The sequence below is a fragment of the Variovorax sp. VaC1 genome (genome assembly GCF_043658315.1).
In the GTDB taxonomy this organism is placed as follows: Bacteria; Pseudomonadota; Gammaproteobacteria; order Burkholderiales; family Burkholderiaceae_C; genus Variovorax.
The window spans coordinates 1,307,349-1,321,150 of sequence record NZ_JBIGLT010000001.1 but is presented as its reverse complement, the minus strand read 5'-3'; the positions used below and the strand labels follow the sequence as shown (position 1 = coordinate 1,321,150).

General features: G+C 67.6%; 12 protein-coding genes. 7 read left to right on the top strand and 5 right to left on the bottom strand.

Annotation, left to right across the window (positions count from 1 at the left end; all coding sequences use genetic code 11):
* Positions 1-333: 333 nt before the first annotated feature.
* Positions 334-645: a plasmid stabilization protein gene (locus tag ACGLHS_RS06270; RefSeq protein ID WP_394477827.1), complete on the bottom strand. Its 312-nt coding sequence runs from the start codon at positions 643-645 to the stop codon at positions 334-336.
* Between the two features lie 115 nt (positions 646-760).
* A complete protein-coding gene (locus tag ACGLHS_RS06265; protein ID WP_394477825.1) occupies positions 761-1,654 on the bottom strand; it encodes a LysR substrate-binding domain-containing protein in 894 nt (297 codons plus the stop codon).
* 150 nt (positions 1,655-1,804) lie between these two features.
* Between ACGLHS_RS06265 and ACGLHS_RS06260 the strand changes: the two genes are divergently transcribed.
* The 7 genes from ACGLHS_RS06260 (at position 1,805) to ACGLHS_RS06230 (ending at position 10,133) form a co-directional block, all read left to right on the top strand.
* Positions 1,805-2,953 carry a C45 family autoproteolytic acyltransferase/hydolase gene (locus ACGLHS_RS06260; protein WP_394477824.1) on the top strand — a complete coding sequence of 383 codons (1,149 nt, stop codon included), beginning with the start codon at positions 1,805-1,807 and terminating at the stop codon, positions 2,951-2,953.
* A gap of 46 nt (positions 2,954-2,999) precedes the next feature.
* On the top strand, positions 3,000-3,881 hold the full coding sequence (locus ACGLHS_RS06255) for a hydrolase (RefSeq protein WP_394477823.1): 882 nt from the start codon (positions 3,000-3,002) through the stop codon (positions 3,879-3,881).
* Positions 3,882-3,910: 29 nt separating this feature from the next.
* Positions 3,911-4,855 carry an ABC transporter permease gene (locus ACGLHS_RS06250; RefSeq protein WP_093239665.1) on the top strand — a complete coding sequence of 315 codons (945 nt, stop codon included), beginning with the start codon at positions 3,911-3,913 and terminating at the stop codon, positions 4,853-4,855.
* On the top strand, positions 4,852-5,688 hold the full coding sequence (locus ACGLHS_RS06245) for an ABC transporter permease (protein WP_093239663.1): 837 nt from the start codon (positions 4,852-4,854) through the stop codon (positions 5,686-5,688). The genes ACGLHS_RS06250 and ACGLHS_RS06245 overlap by 4 nt, the downstream gene beginning before the upstream one ends.
* Positions 5,685-7,349: an ABC transporter ATP-binding protein gene (locus tag ACGLHS_RS06240; RefSeq protein WP_394477819.1), complete on the top strand. Its 1,665-nt coding sequence runs from the start codon at positions 5,685-5,687 to the stop codon at positions 7,347-7,349. Before ACGLHS_RS06245 ends, ACGLHS_RS06240 begins: the two co-directional genes overlap by 4 nt.
* Before the next feature lie 35 nt (positions 7,350-7,384).
* Positions 7,385-8,962 carry an ABC transporter substrate-binding protein gene (locus ACGLHS_RS06235; RefSeq protein ID WP_394477817.1) on the top strand — a complete coding sequence of 526 codons (1,578 nt, stop codon included), beginning with the start codon at positions 7,385-7,387 and terminating at the stop codon, positions 8,960-8,962.
* A gap of 64 nt (positions 8,963-9,026) precedes the next feature.
* Positions 9,027-10,133, top strand: a complete 1,107-nt coding sequence (locus ACGLHS_RS06230; protein ID WP_394477815.1) for an alpha/beta hydrolase — start codon at positions 9,027-9,029, stop codon at positions 10,131-10,133.
* A 95-nt stretch (positions 10,134-10,228) separates the two neighbouring features.
* Here the strand turns inward: ACGLHS_RS06230 and ACGLHS_RS06225 are convergent, their stop codons facing one another.
* The 3 genes from ACGLHS_RS06225 to ACGLHS_RS06215 are packed head-to-tail and all read right to left on the bottom strand — an operon-like array spanning position 10,229 to position 13,738.
* A complete protein-coding gene (locus tag ACGLHS_RS06225) occupies positions 10,229-10,819 on the bottom strand; it encodes a DUF4304 domain-containing protein (protein WP_394477813.1) in 591 nt (196 codons plus the stop codon).
* A complete protein-coding gene (locus ACGLHS_RS06220) occupies positions 10,816-11,436 on the bottom strand; it encodes an alpha-ketoglutarate-dependent dioxygenase AlkB (RefSeq protein ID WP_394477811.1) in 621 nt (206 codons plus the stop codon). The genes ACGLHS_RS06225 and ACGLHS_RS06220 overlap by 4 nt, the downstream gene beginning before the upstream one ends.
* Entirely contained in the window at positions 11,420-13,738 is a 2,319-nt protein-coding gene (locus ACGLHS_RS06215; RefSeq protein WP_394477809.1) for an ATP-dependent DNA helicase, read from the bottom strand. Before ACGLHS_RS06215 ends, ACGLHS_RS06220 begins: the two co-directional genes overlap by 17 nt.
* Positions 13,739-13,802: the final 64 nt, after the last annotated feature.

Here is a 13,802-nt window from a genome sequence, read left to right as displayed (position 1 = left end):
TCGAGAGGAACAGGAGGCAAGGCGCGGGATCGTATCGACGCTGGAGGGGCGCGGCAAACGCCTGGGCCGCGTGTGAAATGGCGGCGGATTGCGCGACGTTCCACTTCGTACGCCGCGTGTTCGGCGCAACGTCGGGCAACAAGACGGCTTCACGCATGCACAGGGCTCGCAAGGATTGCTGCAAGTTGTCCGGCCAGCGCCATAGATGGCATCGAGTTGTCCGGTTCTCGCGAGCCTGCGGGCAAGACTCCAGTATTCGGACGCGCCAATTGGCCGATTTCAGCCACCCACGGCCCGGCCCTCTGCAAGATGTGCGTCTTCAGTCTTTGGAAGTCAGCCGCGCTTCGCGGCATTGCGCCTGCGCGTCGCGGCGGCCTTCTTCGCCGAGGCCGACCGCTCGGCCGCCGTGCGATGCGCGGCAGCCGCGCCACCGAGGCGACCACCCTTGCGCGCCGGCGCATGGTTCACCGCCTTGCCGCGCCCGGAGCCGCTCTTCTTGCCGCCACCGGTCTCCGCATTCACGGTCGCCCAGGCGCGGCGTTCGGCTTCGTCCCTGGGTACGCCACGGTGTTCGTAGCTTTCCTCGATGTGTTCGGCCTGCCGCTTCTGCTTGTCCGTGTAGAACGACTTGTCGCCTCTTCGCATGTCAACGCTCCTTCGGGTTGAGAAGCCTTCATGCTGGGCGGCTGGTGCCCGCCGTGGGTAAGAAGACGCACGCGTCGCGCGTCAGCCTTGTCTGGCGCGCAGCGGTGCGAGCGCGTCAGGCGCCCGGTTTCATGCGGCGCAGATGCGCCAGCATTTCCTCGCGCACCACGCCCGTGATGTGGCTGCGCCGCCCGTTCTCCAGCATGCCCAGCCGGCGCGCGATGGGCCGGCCGGGTAGCTGCAGCACGCACAGCGCGGGGTCGCTCTCCCAGTCGAAATTCTTCAGCAGCGGCGCCATGGTGAAGCCGACGTTCTTGCGCACCAGCTCCGCAATCGCAAGCAGCGAGTTGAGTTCGAGGAACTCCGTCGGAACGAGCTGCAGCCGCCGAAGGATGCGGTCGATGCGCGCGCCCGTCGGCGTGCGCCGGTCGAAGCGGATGAAGGGGTGCGTGGCGAACAGGCTCGCGATGTTCGTGTCGGGCGAAGCAATGCCCGAGTTGGCGATGACGGCGAGCGTCTCGTCATAGCAAGGCGTCCATAGCAGGCCGGGCACTTCGGGCCATTGCCGCTCGACCACCACGGCCGCGTCGAGCTCGCCGCTCACCACGTCCTGCATCAGTTGCGTCTGCTCCCGCACGCGCAGCTCGACCTCGAGGTTGGGGTGCAGCGACTTGAGCACCGCCAGCGTGCTCGACAGCAAACCCATGGCCGTGATCAGCGAGCCGAGCTTGATGTTGCCGGCGATCTGCCGCTGGTCCTGCAGGTCGCGCCGCATCGACTCGTACTGCGCCAGCAGCTCTTCGGCACGCGGCAGCAGCAAGTGACCGGCGGGGCTCAGCACCATGGTGCGGCCGGTCTTGTCGAACAGCGTCTTCTTCATTTCCGCTTCGAGCGCGCGCATCTGCTGGCCGACGGCCGCCTGCGTCAGGGCCACCTGGTCGGCTGCGGCGGCAAAGGAACCACCGCGCGCGGCGGCCACGAAGGTGCGAAGAAAACGGATGGTGCTCACGGGTGGGCAGGTGACAAAAGATAAATAAATCCTTTATCAACTCTAAATGATTTTTAAATTTATTTTTTCCTGTACCTGCAAAACAATGCGGGCCATCGCCACCGCATTACCGCCTTTCCGCGTCGAGCGGATGACACCCAGCAGCCACCCATGACCACTCCTGAATACTTTCCCCTCGTCGATGTTTCCGGTACGCCGCACGCGCGCGGCGTGCAGCACGGCCGTGCCGTGCCAGAGCGCGTGGCGGGCGGCGTTGCGCTCTATCGCGCCCAGCTCGGCCGGCGCGGCCTCGACGCGGCCACCATCCGTCATCTCGCGCAGTCGATGCTGCCGATCATCGAGGCCTACGACGCCAGCTACCTCGAAGAGATGCGCGGCATTGCCGAAGGCGCGGGCGTGTCGCTCGAAGACGTGGTGATGGTCAATTGCCGCACCGAGATGCTGTTCGGCTATGCCGACCTCAAGGGCAAGGCCGATGCCACATCCGCCCCCACCTCCGACGCGGCCCCGTCCGAAGACGGCGACTGCACCGGCCTGCTCGTGCTGCCCGCACGCTCGGCCACCGGCCGGCTCATGCACGCCCACAACTGGGACTGGCGCCAGGAATGCGTGGACACCGGCATCGTGCTGCGCATCCGCAGCAACAACGGCGGCCCCGACATGCTCACCTTCACCGAAGCCGGTGCGCTCGCACGCCACGGCTTCAACACGAACGGCGTGTCGCTCACCGGCAATTCGCTGACCTGCGACGAAGACTTCCGCAAGGGCCCCGGCGTGCCGCTGGTGCTGCTGCGCCGCCGCATCCTGGAGGCCACCAACCTCGCCACCGCGATGAAGTCGGTGTGGGCTTCGAAGCGCTACTGCGCCAACAACATGATCCTGGCGCAGGCCACCGGCAACGACGGCTCGGGCATCAGCCTGGAAACCTCGCCGGGCGAGATCTTCTGGACCCTGCCCGAGAACGACCTGCTGGTGCATGCCAACCACTGGATGTCGCCGTCCGCCGTGATGAAGCTGCGCGACCCCGGCCTGCCACAGCGCCCCGACAGCATCTACCGCCAGCACCGCGTGGAAAACGCGCTCGGCCGCGTCGAGGGCCGCATCGACTGGACCCACGTGAAGGCCGCGCTGGCCGATGAATTCGGCAAGCCCGACGGCGTGTTGCGCACGCCCAAGCCGGCCGACTTCAGCAGCATCTCGGCCACCGTGGCCACCACGCTCATGGATGCGGCCAACCGCGTGATGTGGGTGGCGCGCAAGCCTTACGAGGCGCGCAACTTCCAGGAATACACGCTGTAGTTCCCTGCCCCTTCGGCGCCTCTCTCTTTCCACCGCAGCCTTCTTCATGACCGACACCACTGAAGCCACCACCGCCCTGGCCGAACGACGCGCCCGCGCCATCTACGACCTGGGCCCGAGCACCATCTACGCCTCGCGCAGCGACCCGCGCTTTTCGTACTGCACCTATGTGCCCGAACACATCGGCCAACCCGGCGCGCGGCCGATGCAGCTGGTGGTGGTGGTGCACGGCACCGGCCGCGCCTTCGTCAACTACCGCGAGGCCTTCAGCGGCTTTGCCAAGTGGAACGACTGCATCGTGCTGTGCCCGCTGTTTCCGGCCGGCGTGCGCGGCGACGGCAACCGCGACGGCTTCAAGCATCTCGTCGAAGCCGACATCCGTTACGACCAGATCCTGCTCGACATGGTGGCCGAGGTCGGCGAAAAGTTCGGCTGCGACTTCAGCCGCTTCGCGCTCTTCGGCTATTCGGGCGGCGGGCAGTTCGTGAACCGCTTCGCCATGCTGCACCCCGAGCACCTGTGGGCCGCGTCCATCGGTGCGCCGGGTTCGGTCACGCTCATCGACCCGCAGCAAGGCTGGTGGGTCGGCACGCAAGACTTCGAGGCCCGCTTCGGCAAGCCGATGAATCTCGACGCCCTGCGCCGCGTGCCGGTGCACATGATTGCCGGCAAGGCCGACATCGAAACGTGGGAGATCACGCACCGCGAAGGCGGCAAGTTCTTCATGCCGGGCGCGAACGACGCCGGCCGCACGCGGCCCGAGCGCCTCGAAACCCTGCGCCGCTCCTTCGAGGCGGCTGGCGTGAAGGTTGCGTTCGACCTGCTCGACAACGTGCCGCACAACGGGCTGGCCTGCGTGGGGCATGTGCAAGACTTCTTCGCGAAGGCCCTGCACGCGCTGCGCGCCACCGTGCCCTCGCCGGCCTGACGCCCATCACCCACAAGAAAGAACAAGGCATGTTCCGTTTTGCAGCCGCCCGCATCGCGATGGCGATTCCCACACTGCTCATCGTGGCGGTGTCGGTGTTCGTGCTGATACGGCTGATTCCCGGCGACCCGGCGCAGTTGCTGCTGGGCGACCTCGCCACGCCCGCAAGCCTTGCGGAACTGCGCGCACGCCTGGGCCTCGACCGCTCGGTGATGGCGCAGTTCGGCATCTGGTTCGGCCATGTGCTGCAGGGCGACCTGGGCACGTCGATCAACAGCGGCCAGGAAGTGCTGCCGCTGGTGGCCGAGCGCTTTCTGATCAGCGGGCGCATCGTGCTGGTGGCCGTGGCGCTGGCCGCCATGGTCGCGGTGCCCGCGGGCATGGTCGCCGCGTGGAAGCAGAACCGCGCGCCCGACCTGCTGCTGGTCGGCTCGGCCACCCTGCTGGTGTCGATTCCGACCTTCTGGCTCGGCCTGCTGTTGCTGCTGCTGTTCGGCCTCAAGCTGGGCTGGCTGCCGGTGGTGGGCTACGTGGGCATCACCGAAGACTGGAAGAACGGGCTGCTGTACCTGGTGCTGCCGATCCTCACGCTCTTCCTGCACGAGATCGGCGTGCTCATGCGCATGGCACGCGCCAGCACGCTCGAAGTGCTGCGGCTGGACTACATCACGCATGCGCGCGCCAAGGGTTTGTCGGAACGCGCTGTGCTGATGCGCCACGCCTTCAAGAACGCCTTCGGCCCGACCTGGACGCTGATTGGGCTGGTGCTGGGCAACCTGCTCGGCGGCATCGCGGTGGTCGAGACGGTGTTCACCATTCCGGGCCTGGGCCGCCTGCTGGTCGACGCGATCTTTGCGCGCGACTACCCGGTGATCCAGGGCTGCCTGCTGTTCGTGGCCGTGATCTACGTGGTGGTGAACCTCGTGATCGATCTTTGCTACCCCCTCTTCGACCCTCGCGTCGCCGTCGAATGACAACGATCAAGCGCAAGAAGCGCATTCCCCTCAACGCCCTGTTCGGTCTTTTGATCGTCGGCCTGATCGCCGCGGCGGCGCTCGTCAGCCTCGTGTGGACGCCGCACGATCCGCTGCGCATCAACTTCGGCTCGCGCCTGAAGCTGCCCGGCGGTACCTACCTGCTGGGCACCGACGAGTTCGGCCGCGACGAGCTGTCGCGCCTCATGGCCGGTGCCGCCACCAGCGTGTGGATCGCCGTGCTCACCGTCGGCTTCTCCATCGTGGTGGGCAGCATCGTCGGCGTGCTGACGGGCTTTCTGCGCGGCTGGACCGACCGCATCGTGATGGCCTTCAACAATGCGCTGCTGGCCTTTCCGGGCCTGCTGCTGGCGCTGGGCCTGCTCGCGGTGGTGGGCGCCAACCCGTACGGCATCATCCTGGCGCTCGGGCTGGCCTACACGCCATCTGTGACGCGCATCGTGCGCGGCACGGTGCTGTCGCTGCGCGAAAAGGAGTTCATCGAATCGTCGCGCGTGCTCGGCAACTCCGAGCTGTACACGATGCTGCGGCACGTGCTGCCCAACTGCACCGCGCCGCTGACGGTGCTGGCCACCTCGATGTTCGGCTGGGTCATATTGGCCGAGAGCGCGCTGTCGTTCCTCGGGCTGGGCGTGCCGCCGCCGGCCCCCACCTGGGGCAACATGCTCGCATCGGCCCGCCCGTTCATGGCGCAGGCCAGCTACCTGTCGATTCTTCCGGGCCTGTGCATCGCATTGACGCTGCTGGGCATCAACCTGCTGGGCGACGCGGTGCGCGACTGGCTCGATCCGCGCATGAAGGGCGTGCAATGACAGCCACAACGAACACGCCGCTGGTCAGCGTGGAAGGCCTGACGCTCGCCGTCGGCATGGGCGGGCGCGAGATCGTGCGCAATGTGTCCTTCGACATCGCGCCGGGCGAGATGGTCGGCATCGTCGGCGAGTCGGGCAGCGGCAAGACGCAGGCCGCGCGCGCCGTCATGGGCCTCACGCCGCCGCCGCTCGTGCGCACCGCCGGCCGCATCCTCTTCGAGGGCGAAGACCTGGCGCTTGCCAAACCGTCACGGCTGCGCGAGCTGCGCGGCGCGCGCGTGGGCATGGTGTTCCAGGAGCCGATGACCTCGCTGAACCCGTCGATGACCATCGGCAAGCAGCTCGGCGAAGCGCTCGCGCTGCACCGCCGCGACCTGTCGCCCGCCGCACGGCAGGCGCGCATTCTCGATATGCTGGAGCGCGTCGGCATCCGCGATCCGAAGGGGGCGCTGGCGGCCTGGCCGCACGAGTTCTCGGGCGGCATGCGCCAGCGGATGATGCTGGCTTCGGTGATGCTGCTGGAACCCGCCCTGCTGATCGCCGACGAGCCGACCACCGCGCTCGACGCCGTGGTGCAGCGCGACGTGCTGGAGCTGATGGTCGGCCTCACGCGCGAACATCAGACGGCCGTGCTGATGATCAGCCACGACCTGCCGATGGTCGCGCGCTTCACGCAACGCATGGTCGTGATGCGGCATGGCGAGGTGAAAGAGGTCGGCAACACCGACGACATGCTCGAACACCCGAAGCACGCCTACACCCGCGAGCTGCTGCAGGCCATGCCGCGCCGGCTGCCCGCGCGGCAGGTGGTGGACGATGCGCCCGTCATCGAGGTACGCAACCTCGTGGTCGACTACCCCGGCCATCGCCGGCTGTTCGCCAAGGCGGTGCCCAAGCGCGCGCTGCACGGCATCGACCTCGTGGTGCGCCCGCGCGAAGTGGTCGCAGTGGTCGGCGGCTCGGGCTCGGGCAAGACCACGCTGGGCCGCACCATCGCCGGCTTGCTCAAGCCCAGCGGCGGCGAGATTCTTTTTCGCGGCCGCTCGATTGCACGTTCCGACCCCGGCTGGCTCGACTACCGGCTGCAGTGCCAGATGGTGTTTCAAGACCCATACGCCTCGCTCGACCCGCGCATGACCATCGGCCAACTGGTCGGCGAAGGGCTGCGGCTGGTCAAAGGCATGTCGTCGGCCGACAAGGCCAATCGCGTGGCCGAAGTGCTCGATGAAGTCGGCCTGGGCACGGCCTTTGCGCCGCGCCATGCGCACGAGCTTTCGGGCGGGCAGCGCCAGCGCGTGGCAATTGCGCGGGCCATCGTGCGCCGCCCGGCCTTCGTGATCGCCGACGAGCCGGTCTCGGCGCTCGACGTGACGGTGCGCGCGCAGGTGCTCGAACTGTTCGCCGAACTGCAGAAGCGCCACGGCTTCTCGTGCCTCTTCATCAGCCACGACCTCGGCGTGGTCGAGCAAGTGGCCGACCGCGTGATCGTGATGCAGGACGGCCGCATCGTCGAGCAAGGCTCGCGCGACACGGTGTTCGATGCGCCACAGCAGGACTACACGCGCAAGCTGCTGTCGGCCATTCCGGCGCTGGAGCCGACCGATGCCGGCGGCGTGCGGCTGCGCTGGCGCTTCGGCGCCGAAGCGCCGGCCTTCGCCTGATTTTTCTTCTTGTATTTGCCCAGCAGGAGTTCTTGATGCCCCGCTCTTTCTTCCGCAACGCCACCATCGCCAGCGCCTGCCTGGCCGCTTCGGGCGCCTTCGCCCAGACCACGGTGACGGTCGCGCAACCCGCCGACATCCGCTCCACCAACCCCGGCGTGAACCGCGACAACACCACCGACGGCGTGGTGCTGAACATCGTCGAAGGGCTGGTCGGCTACCGCATGGACGGCAGCGTTGGTCCGCTGCTGGCGCAGTCGGTCGATGTCTCGAAAGACGGCTTGACCTACACCTTCAAGCTGCGCAAAGGCGTGAAGTTCCACAACGACGCGCCTATGACCTCGGCCGACGTGGCATGGAACTGGAAGCGCTACATGGACCCGAAGACCGACTGGCGCTGCACCAGCGAGTACGACGGCCGCAACGGCCTGAAGGTGGTGGAAACCACCACGCCCGACGACAGCACCTTCGTGATGAAGATCAACAAGCCCTCGGCCGTGTTCCTCGACACGCTCGCGCGCACCGACTGCGGCATGACAGCCATCCTGCACAAGAGTTCGGTGAAAGCCGATGGCAGCTGGGACAAGCCCGTGGGCACCGGCCCGTTCAAACTCGCCGAGTGGAAGCGCGGCGAATACGTCACGGTGACGGCCTTCAAGGGCTACACCTCGCCGGCCGGCGCTACCAAGTCCGACGGCTACACCGGGCTGAAGACACCGCTAGTGGACACGGTGAAGTTCATCGTCGTGCCCGACGCGGCCACCGCGGCGGCCGGCCTGAAGTCGGGCGCCATCGATGCCGGGCAGATCACGTCGAGCGACGCGCAGGAGCTGAAGAACGACCGCAACCTCACGGTGCAGGCACCGCCCGAAGCGATCAAGAACGTGCTGCTGATCCAGACGCGCGACCCGCTGCTGAAAAACCAGAAGCTGCGCCAGGCCATCGCCGCGTCGCTCGACATCGAGCAGATCGTGGCGGCCGCCTCCGAAGGCCTGGGCTCGGTCAACAACTCGGCCATCCACAAGGGCTCGGCCTTCTACAGCCCCGCGCAAAAGAAAGGCTGGCACTACGACCCCGCGCAGGCCGCGAAGCTGCTGCGCGAAGCCGGCTACAAGGGCGAGAAGATCACCATCCAGACCAACAAGCGCGCCCATGTGCCCAGCTACACGGTGGCGGTGCTGGCGCAGGCCATGATGCAGTCGGTGGGCATCAACGCGCAGCTCGAAGTGCTCGAATGGGCCACGCAGCTCGACCGCTACAACAGCGGCAACTACCAGATCAGTTCGTTCAGCTATTCGTCGCGGCTCGATCCGGCACTGAGCTACGAACAGTTCTCGGGCCCGAAGGACAAGCAGGCGCGTAAGGTGTGGGAAGACCCGCAGGCACTGAAGCTCATCGACGACAGCTTTGCCGAGTCGGACCCGAAGAAGCGCCAGGCGCTGTTCGACCAGATCCACGCGCTGATGATCCAGCAGGTGCCCATGGTGATGCTGTTCAACGGCCTCGACGCATGGGCCGTGCGCAAGCGCATCGGTGGGTTCGCGGTGTGGGAAGGCAAGCCGCGCATGTGGGGCGTTTCGGTGAATGCGGCGGGCGCGGCCAAAGGTGGTTAAGGTCGGTGCCGTCCGTCAGGCGCCAAGCTCTTGAACGGTTGCACTTTTTCCTGGAGTTCTCTTCATGTCCATCGGCAAATCGACAGGCCTTGTGCGCGCGGCGCTTCTCGCGCTCCTTCTCATCGGCTCGAACGGATTCGCCCAGACACAGGGCGAAGGCGATCTGGCGACCCGCAACAGCCGCCGCGTCGACGAGCCCGTGAAGCAGGTCGGCGACCAGCGCATCGTCGTGAAGACGGCGGAAGGCACGGGCACGATTCCGCTCTACGCCGACCGCCCGATCAACGCGCCTGCGCCCGACGTGCGGCGCGTGGTCGTGATCGTCCACGGCATCCTGCGCAATGCCGACGTGTACTTCGCCACTGGAAAGAAGATCGTGCAGAACGCGGGCAACGCGGCCACGGGCACGATGGTCGTGGCGCCGCAGTTCCTTACCGTCACCGATGCGAAGGCCTTCAACCTCTCGCCCGACGTGCTCGGCTGGGTTCGCTCGGGCTGGGCGCGCGGCGATGCGGCCGCCGGCCCCGCGCCGGTCAGTTCGTTCTCGGCGCTCGATGCGGTGCTCGCGCATTTCGCGAACCGCGATCTTTATCCGGCGTTGAAGGAGGTGCTGCTGATCGGCCATTCGGCCGGCGGGCGCATCCTCAACCGCTATGTGGCCACCAGCGACGGCGAGGCGGTGCTGCGCCGCACCGGCATCCGCATCCGCTACGTGATCGCCAACCCCAGCAACTACCTCTACTTCGACCGCGATCGGCCCTCGGCCGACGGCAAGCTGCAGCCGGCCGACATGCAGGCCTGCCCCGCCGTCAACGACTGGCCCTACGGCCTGGACAAGGCGCCGCCTTACGTGGCGAAGCAGGACACGAAGTCCCTCGAGGCCCGCTACGCATCGCGCAACGTCGTCTACCTGCTCGGCGGCGCCGACACCGATCCGTACCTGCATTTCTTCGATCGCTCGTGCAGCGGCATGGCCCAGGGGCCGAACCGGCTGGCCCGTGGCCATCCGTACTTCGACTACCTGAAGGGCCGCCACGCCACGAACTTCAAGCAGCACATCGTCGAGGTGCCGGGCATCGGGCACGACAACCTGGGCATGTTCACGTCCGACTGCGGCGTGGCGGTGCTGTTCGAGAAGAAGCTGCCGGCGCACTGCCCGGTCTTCAGGTAAGGGCGGGCTTCGCGGCCGATGCCCTTTGCCGCGCCGCATGGCCGGTATGGGCCCTACAGGCCGTACGCCGGCCTAGCCAGCCACTTCGACGCTGGCTAGGCTGTCAGGACCTGCGCAAGGTCGGCCTTCAATGACGTGGCCCGCTCGGGCGCCCCCGCCAGCCCCGCATCGACCAGGGCTTGTGCCCGCGCCCGGTCGCCCAGGTGCACCGCGATCCGCGCGAGATGCAACGCCGTTCGGGCGTGGATCTGCGCCGGGTCGGTCTCGCGCAGCAACTGCTCGAAGCTTTGCGGGTACTGGCCGTACCGCGCAAAGAACGCACGCCCCGGCCCTTCCCACTCGCTCACGATGAACTCGACGTTTTCTTCTGCCTGCTCTTTGGTCGCGCCATAGGCCCATCCGAACGCGGCGCCGGGCGGCGGTTCCATCCGGTCGCGAAACACGCAGTGCGATTCTTCCAACGCATCGGGCGCCACGGTGCCGCCACCTTCGGTCGGCAGAAACGCCAGATGCGCGCCAAGGTTCAGGTAGCACGCCTTGCCGCCACTCGCGCCCTGCACGTTGAACACGTGGATCACCGGCCCGTCGATGCGCCGCAGCGTTTGCCCTGAGCCCTGGAAGCCTTGGGCCCTCAGCACAGGAAAGAGTTTTTGCCCGAGCAGCTTGAGGAAGGTGGTGCGGTTCATGGGGTGCGGATTCTCCGTGTGCGCAAGGTGATCGAGTAACGCAGCGCCTCGGTCGGGGCGATGGCATGTTGCCACGCCCAGCGCGCCGGGCCGTGCAACAGGTACACGGAGCACGGCTCGACCAGGAATTCGAGCGTGGCCGGCCCCGATGCGGGCGCCCCCGGCACATAGGGCCTGAACTGCATCACCGCATCGTTGTTCAGCGAGACGCCGATGATGTCTTCGAAGTCGGGCACGTCGCGGTGCCAGCCCAGCGGCGTGCCGGGCCGGTACTCGGCGATCAGCATGTGGGCGAGGTCTTCGGGCGCGACGCCGGCCCACGCCGCCACCTTCGCCCGCAGCGGGTGCAGCACCTCGGGCAGCGGCGCGCCGGGCTTCAGGCGGTTGGTGTCGAAGTCGTAGCTGCCGCCGAAGCTGGTGCCGCGGCGGCGCGCGGTGTATTCCTTGTAGCGCATCTCCTTGAGCGGCAGGCCCTGCACGATGCGTATCAGCCCGGCCTCTTCGTCGGGCGAGAGAAAGCCGCGCTCGTAGCGCAGGCCCTCGATGGCGGCCACGGGCGCCTCGCCGAACAGGTCGGGCTGGCCCGCGTGCTCGAGGCGTCTAGCGGCGCGCGCCATCTTCCGCGTCTCCGGTCAGCCGCACATGCCACCAGCGCGGCAGCAGCTCGCGGATCTCCGCCCGTGCAAAGCGGTCGTCGAGCAGGTGCAGCACGCCCCGGTCTTCTTCGGTGCGGATCACGCGGCCGGCGGCCTGCACCACCTTCTGCAGGCCCGGGTAGAGGTACGTGTATTCGTAGCCCTTGCCGAAGCGCGACTGCATGCGCTCGCGCGTGATCTCGTTGAGTTCGTTGTACTGCGGCAGGCCCAGGCTCGCGACGAAAGCGCCGATCAGCCGGCTGCCCGGCAGGTCGATGCCCTCGCCGAACGCGCCGCCGAGCACGGCGAAGCCGATGCCCCGGCCGCCCTCTTCGAAGCGCGCGATGAAGCCGTGGCGATCGGCCTCGCGCATGCCGCGCGTCTGCGCCCACACCGGCACGCCGGGGTGGCGCGCGGAAAATGCGGCGCAGGCTTTGTCGAGGTAGTCGAAGCTGCTGAAGAAGGCCAGGTAGTTGCCGGGCAGGCGCTCGAACTGGGCGCCGATGATGTCGGCCACATTGCGCAGCGAGCCCGCGCGGTCGCGAAAGCGGGTCGACACGTCCATCGCCACTTCGACGCGCAACTGCCGGCTGTTGAAGGGCGACGCTACGTCGAGCAGCGCTGTGTCTTCGGGCAGCCCGAGCGCATCGCGGTAGAACTCGAAGGGCGACAGCGTGCCCGAGAAGCAGGTGACCGAGACCGCATCCGCGAAGCGGCTCTCGAGGAACGGCGCAGGCACGAGGTTGCGGATGGCGAGGCTGCGCTGTTCCTGCGCCGCGCCCAGGGTGCGCTCGAACACCGAGTGGTCGCCGAAGGCCTCGGCCATGCGGGCGAAGTGCAGCGCGTCGAAGAAGAAGCGCTGCAGCGGCCCTTGCGATGCGTCGGGCGTGGCCGCGAAGTATTCGGCCATGGCGGTGTTGGCGGCCTGCAGGGTGCGCACGAAGCGCTCGGGGATCTCGTCGCCCGTCTCGTAGTCGGCCTGCTGCGATTGCTGCAGCGTGTCCCACTCGCGGAACAGGCGGGCCAGCGGGCCGCGCAATACCGAAGGCGCCACGCGGTGGGCTTCTTCGAGCGCGGCGCCCTCGAGCTGCGCGGTGTACATGCCGCGCGCCCGCTCCAGCAGGTTGTGGGCTTCGTCCACCAGCACGGCCACGCGCCAGTCGGCGTCGCGCATGGTGGCGTAGAGAAAGGCGCTGCCGTCGAAGTAGTAGTTGTAGTCGCCGACGATCGCGTCGCTCCAGTGGGCCATTTCCTGCGCAAGGAAATAGGGGCACACCTCGTGCGCGAGCGCAATGTGGCGCAGGGCCTCGCGGTCGAGCCGCGCGGCCTGCGCCGCCTGTTCGCGCGCGGCGGGCAGGCGGTCGTAGAAGCCCTTGGCCAGCGGGCACGAGTCGCCATGGCAGGCGCGGTCGGGGTACTCGCACACCTTCTCGCGGGCGGCAAGCTCGAGCACGCGCACCCTGCCCTGCGCATGGCCGGTGTCGAGCGTTCGCAGGGCATCGAGCGCGACCGGCCGGCCGGAAGTCTTGGCGGTGAGGAAGAAGACCTTGTCGATGCGGCCCGCCGCGCGCGCCTTCAGCAGCGGGAAGATGGTGGCGAGCGTCTTGCCGATGCCGGTGGGAGCCTGCGTCATCAAGCAGCGGCTGCCGGCGGCGGCGCGGTAGACGGCCTCGGCCAGTTCGCGCTGGCCGGTGCGGAAGGTGCGATGGGGAAACTCGAGCCGCGCCAATGTGTCGTCGAGCGCGGCGCGGTGGTCGGCCTCGCTCTGCGCCCAGGCACTGTAGCGGCCGCACAGCAGTTCGAAGTGCGCTTGCAGCGACGCGCGGGTGTGGCTTTCTTCGAGCACGGTCTCGTCGCCGGTGGCAAGGTCGAGGTAGACGAGGGCCACCGTCATCTCTTCGTGGCCGTGCTGCTCACACAGCATCCAGCCGTAGGTGCGGGCCTGCGCCCAGTGCAGCGCGCGATGGTTGCCGCGGATGGCATCGAAGTCGCCGCGGAAGGTCTTGATTTCTTCCACGCGCGACCTGCGGGCTTCGTAGCCATCGGCACGGCCGCGAACGCGCAGCGTGCCGCAGGTGGCTTCGAGCCCTACCTCGCATTCGTAGCCGCTGCCCCGCCGGCCCTGCACCAGCGCATGGCCGGCCATGCCTTCGAGCGCGCTGGGCGCGGGCACGAAGCGCAGGTCGAGGTCGCCCGCCTTCGCGCCGAAAGCGCAGAGCGCCTTAACGGAAACGACGTGCGCCAAAGGAGCCCCGAGTGGCGGCCTGGAAGCTTCGGAAGCCATTTTGCTTTTACTGTATGAAATTACAGTATAGCCAGAGTACCCTTCACGGTTCCTCCCCAGGTTT

Coding starts and splice junctions, on each gene's coding strand:
- ACGLHS_RS06270 (WP_394477827.1), bottom strand. CDS start 645: ATGCGAAGAGGCGACAAGTCGTTCTACACGGACAAGCAGAAGCGGCAG.
- ACGLHS_RS06260 (WP_394477824.1), top strand. CDS start 1,805: ATGACCACTCCTGAATACTTTCCCCTCGTCGATGTTTCCGGTACGCCG.
- ACGLHS_RS06255 (WP_394477823.1), top strand. CDS start 3,000: ATGACCGACACCACTGAAGCCACCACCGCCCTGGCCGAACGACGCGCC.
- ACGLHS_RS06250 (WP_093239665.1), top strand. CDS start 3,911: ATGTTCCGTTTTGCAGCCGCCCGCATCGCGATGGCGATTCCCACACTG.
- ACGLHS_RS06245 (WP_093239663.1), top strand. CDS start 4,852: ATGACAACGATCAAGCGCAAGAAGCGCATTCCCCTCAACGCCCTGTTC.
- ACGLHS_RS06240 (WP_394477819.1), top strand. CDS start 5,685: ATGACAGCCACAACGAACACGCCGCTGGTCAGCGTGGAAGGCCTGACG.
- ACGLHS_RS06235 (WP_394477817.1), top strand. CDS start 7,385: ATGCCCCGCTCTTTCTTCCGCAACGCCACCATCGCCAGCGCCTGCCTG.
- ACGLHS_RS06230 (WP_394477815.1), top strand. CDS start 9,027: ATGTCCATCGGCAAATCGACAGGCCTTGTGCGCGCGGCGCTTCTCGCG.
- ACGLHS_RS06225 (WP_394477813.1), bottom strand. CDS start 10,819: ATGAACCGCACCACCTTCCTCAAGCTGCTCGGGCAAAAACTCTTTCCT.
- ACGLHS_RS06220 (WP_394477811.1), bottom strand. CDS start 11,436: ATGGCGCGCGCCGCTAGACGCCTCGAGCACGCGGGCCAGCCCGACCTG.
- ACGLHS_RS06215 (WP_394477809.1), bottom strand. CDS start 13,738: ATGGCTTCCGAAGCTTCCAGGCCGCCACTCGGGGCTCCTTTGGCGCAC.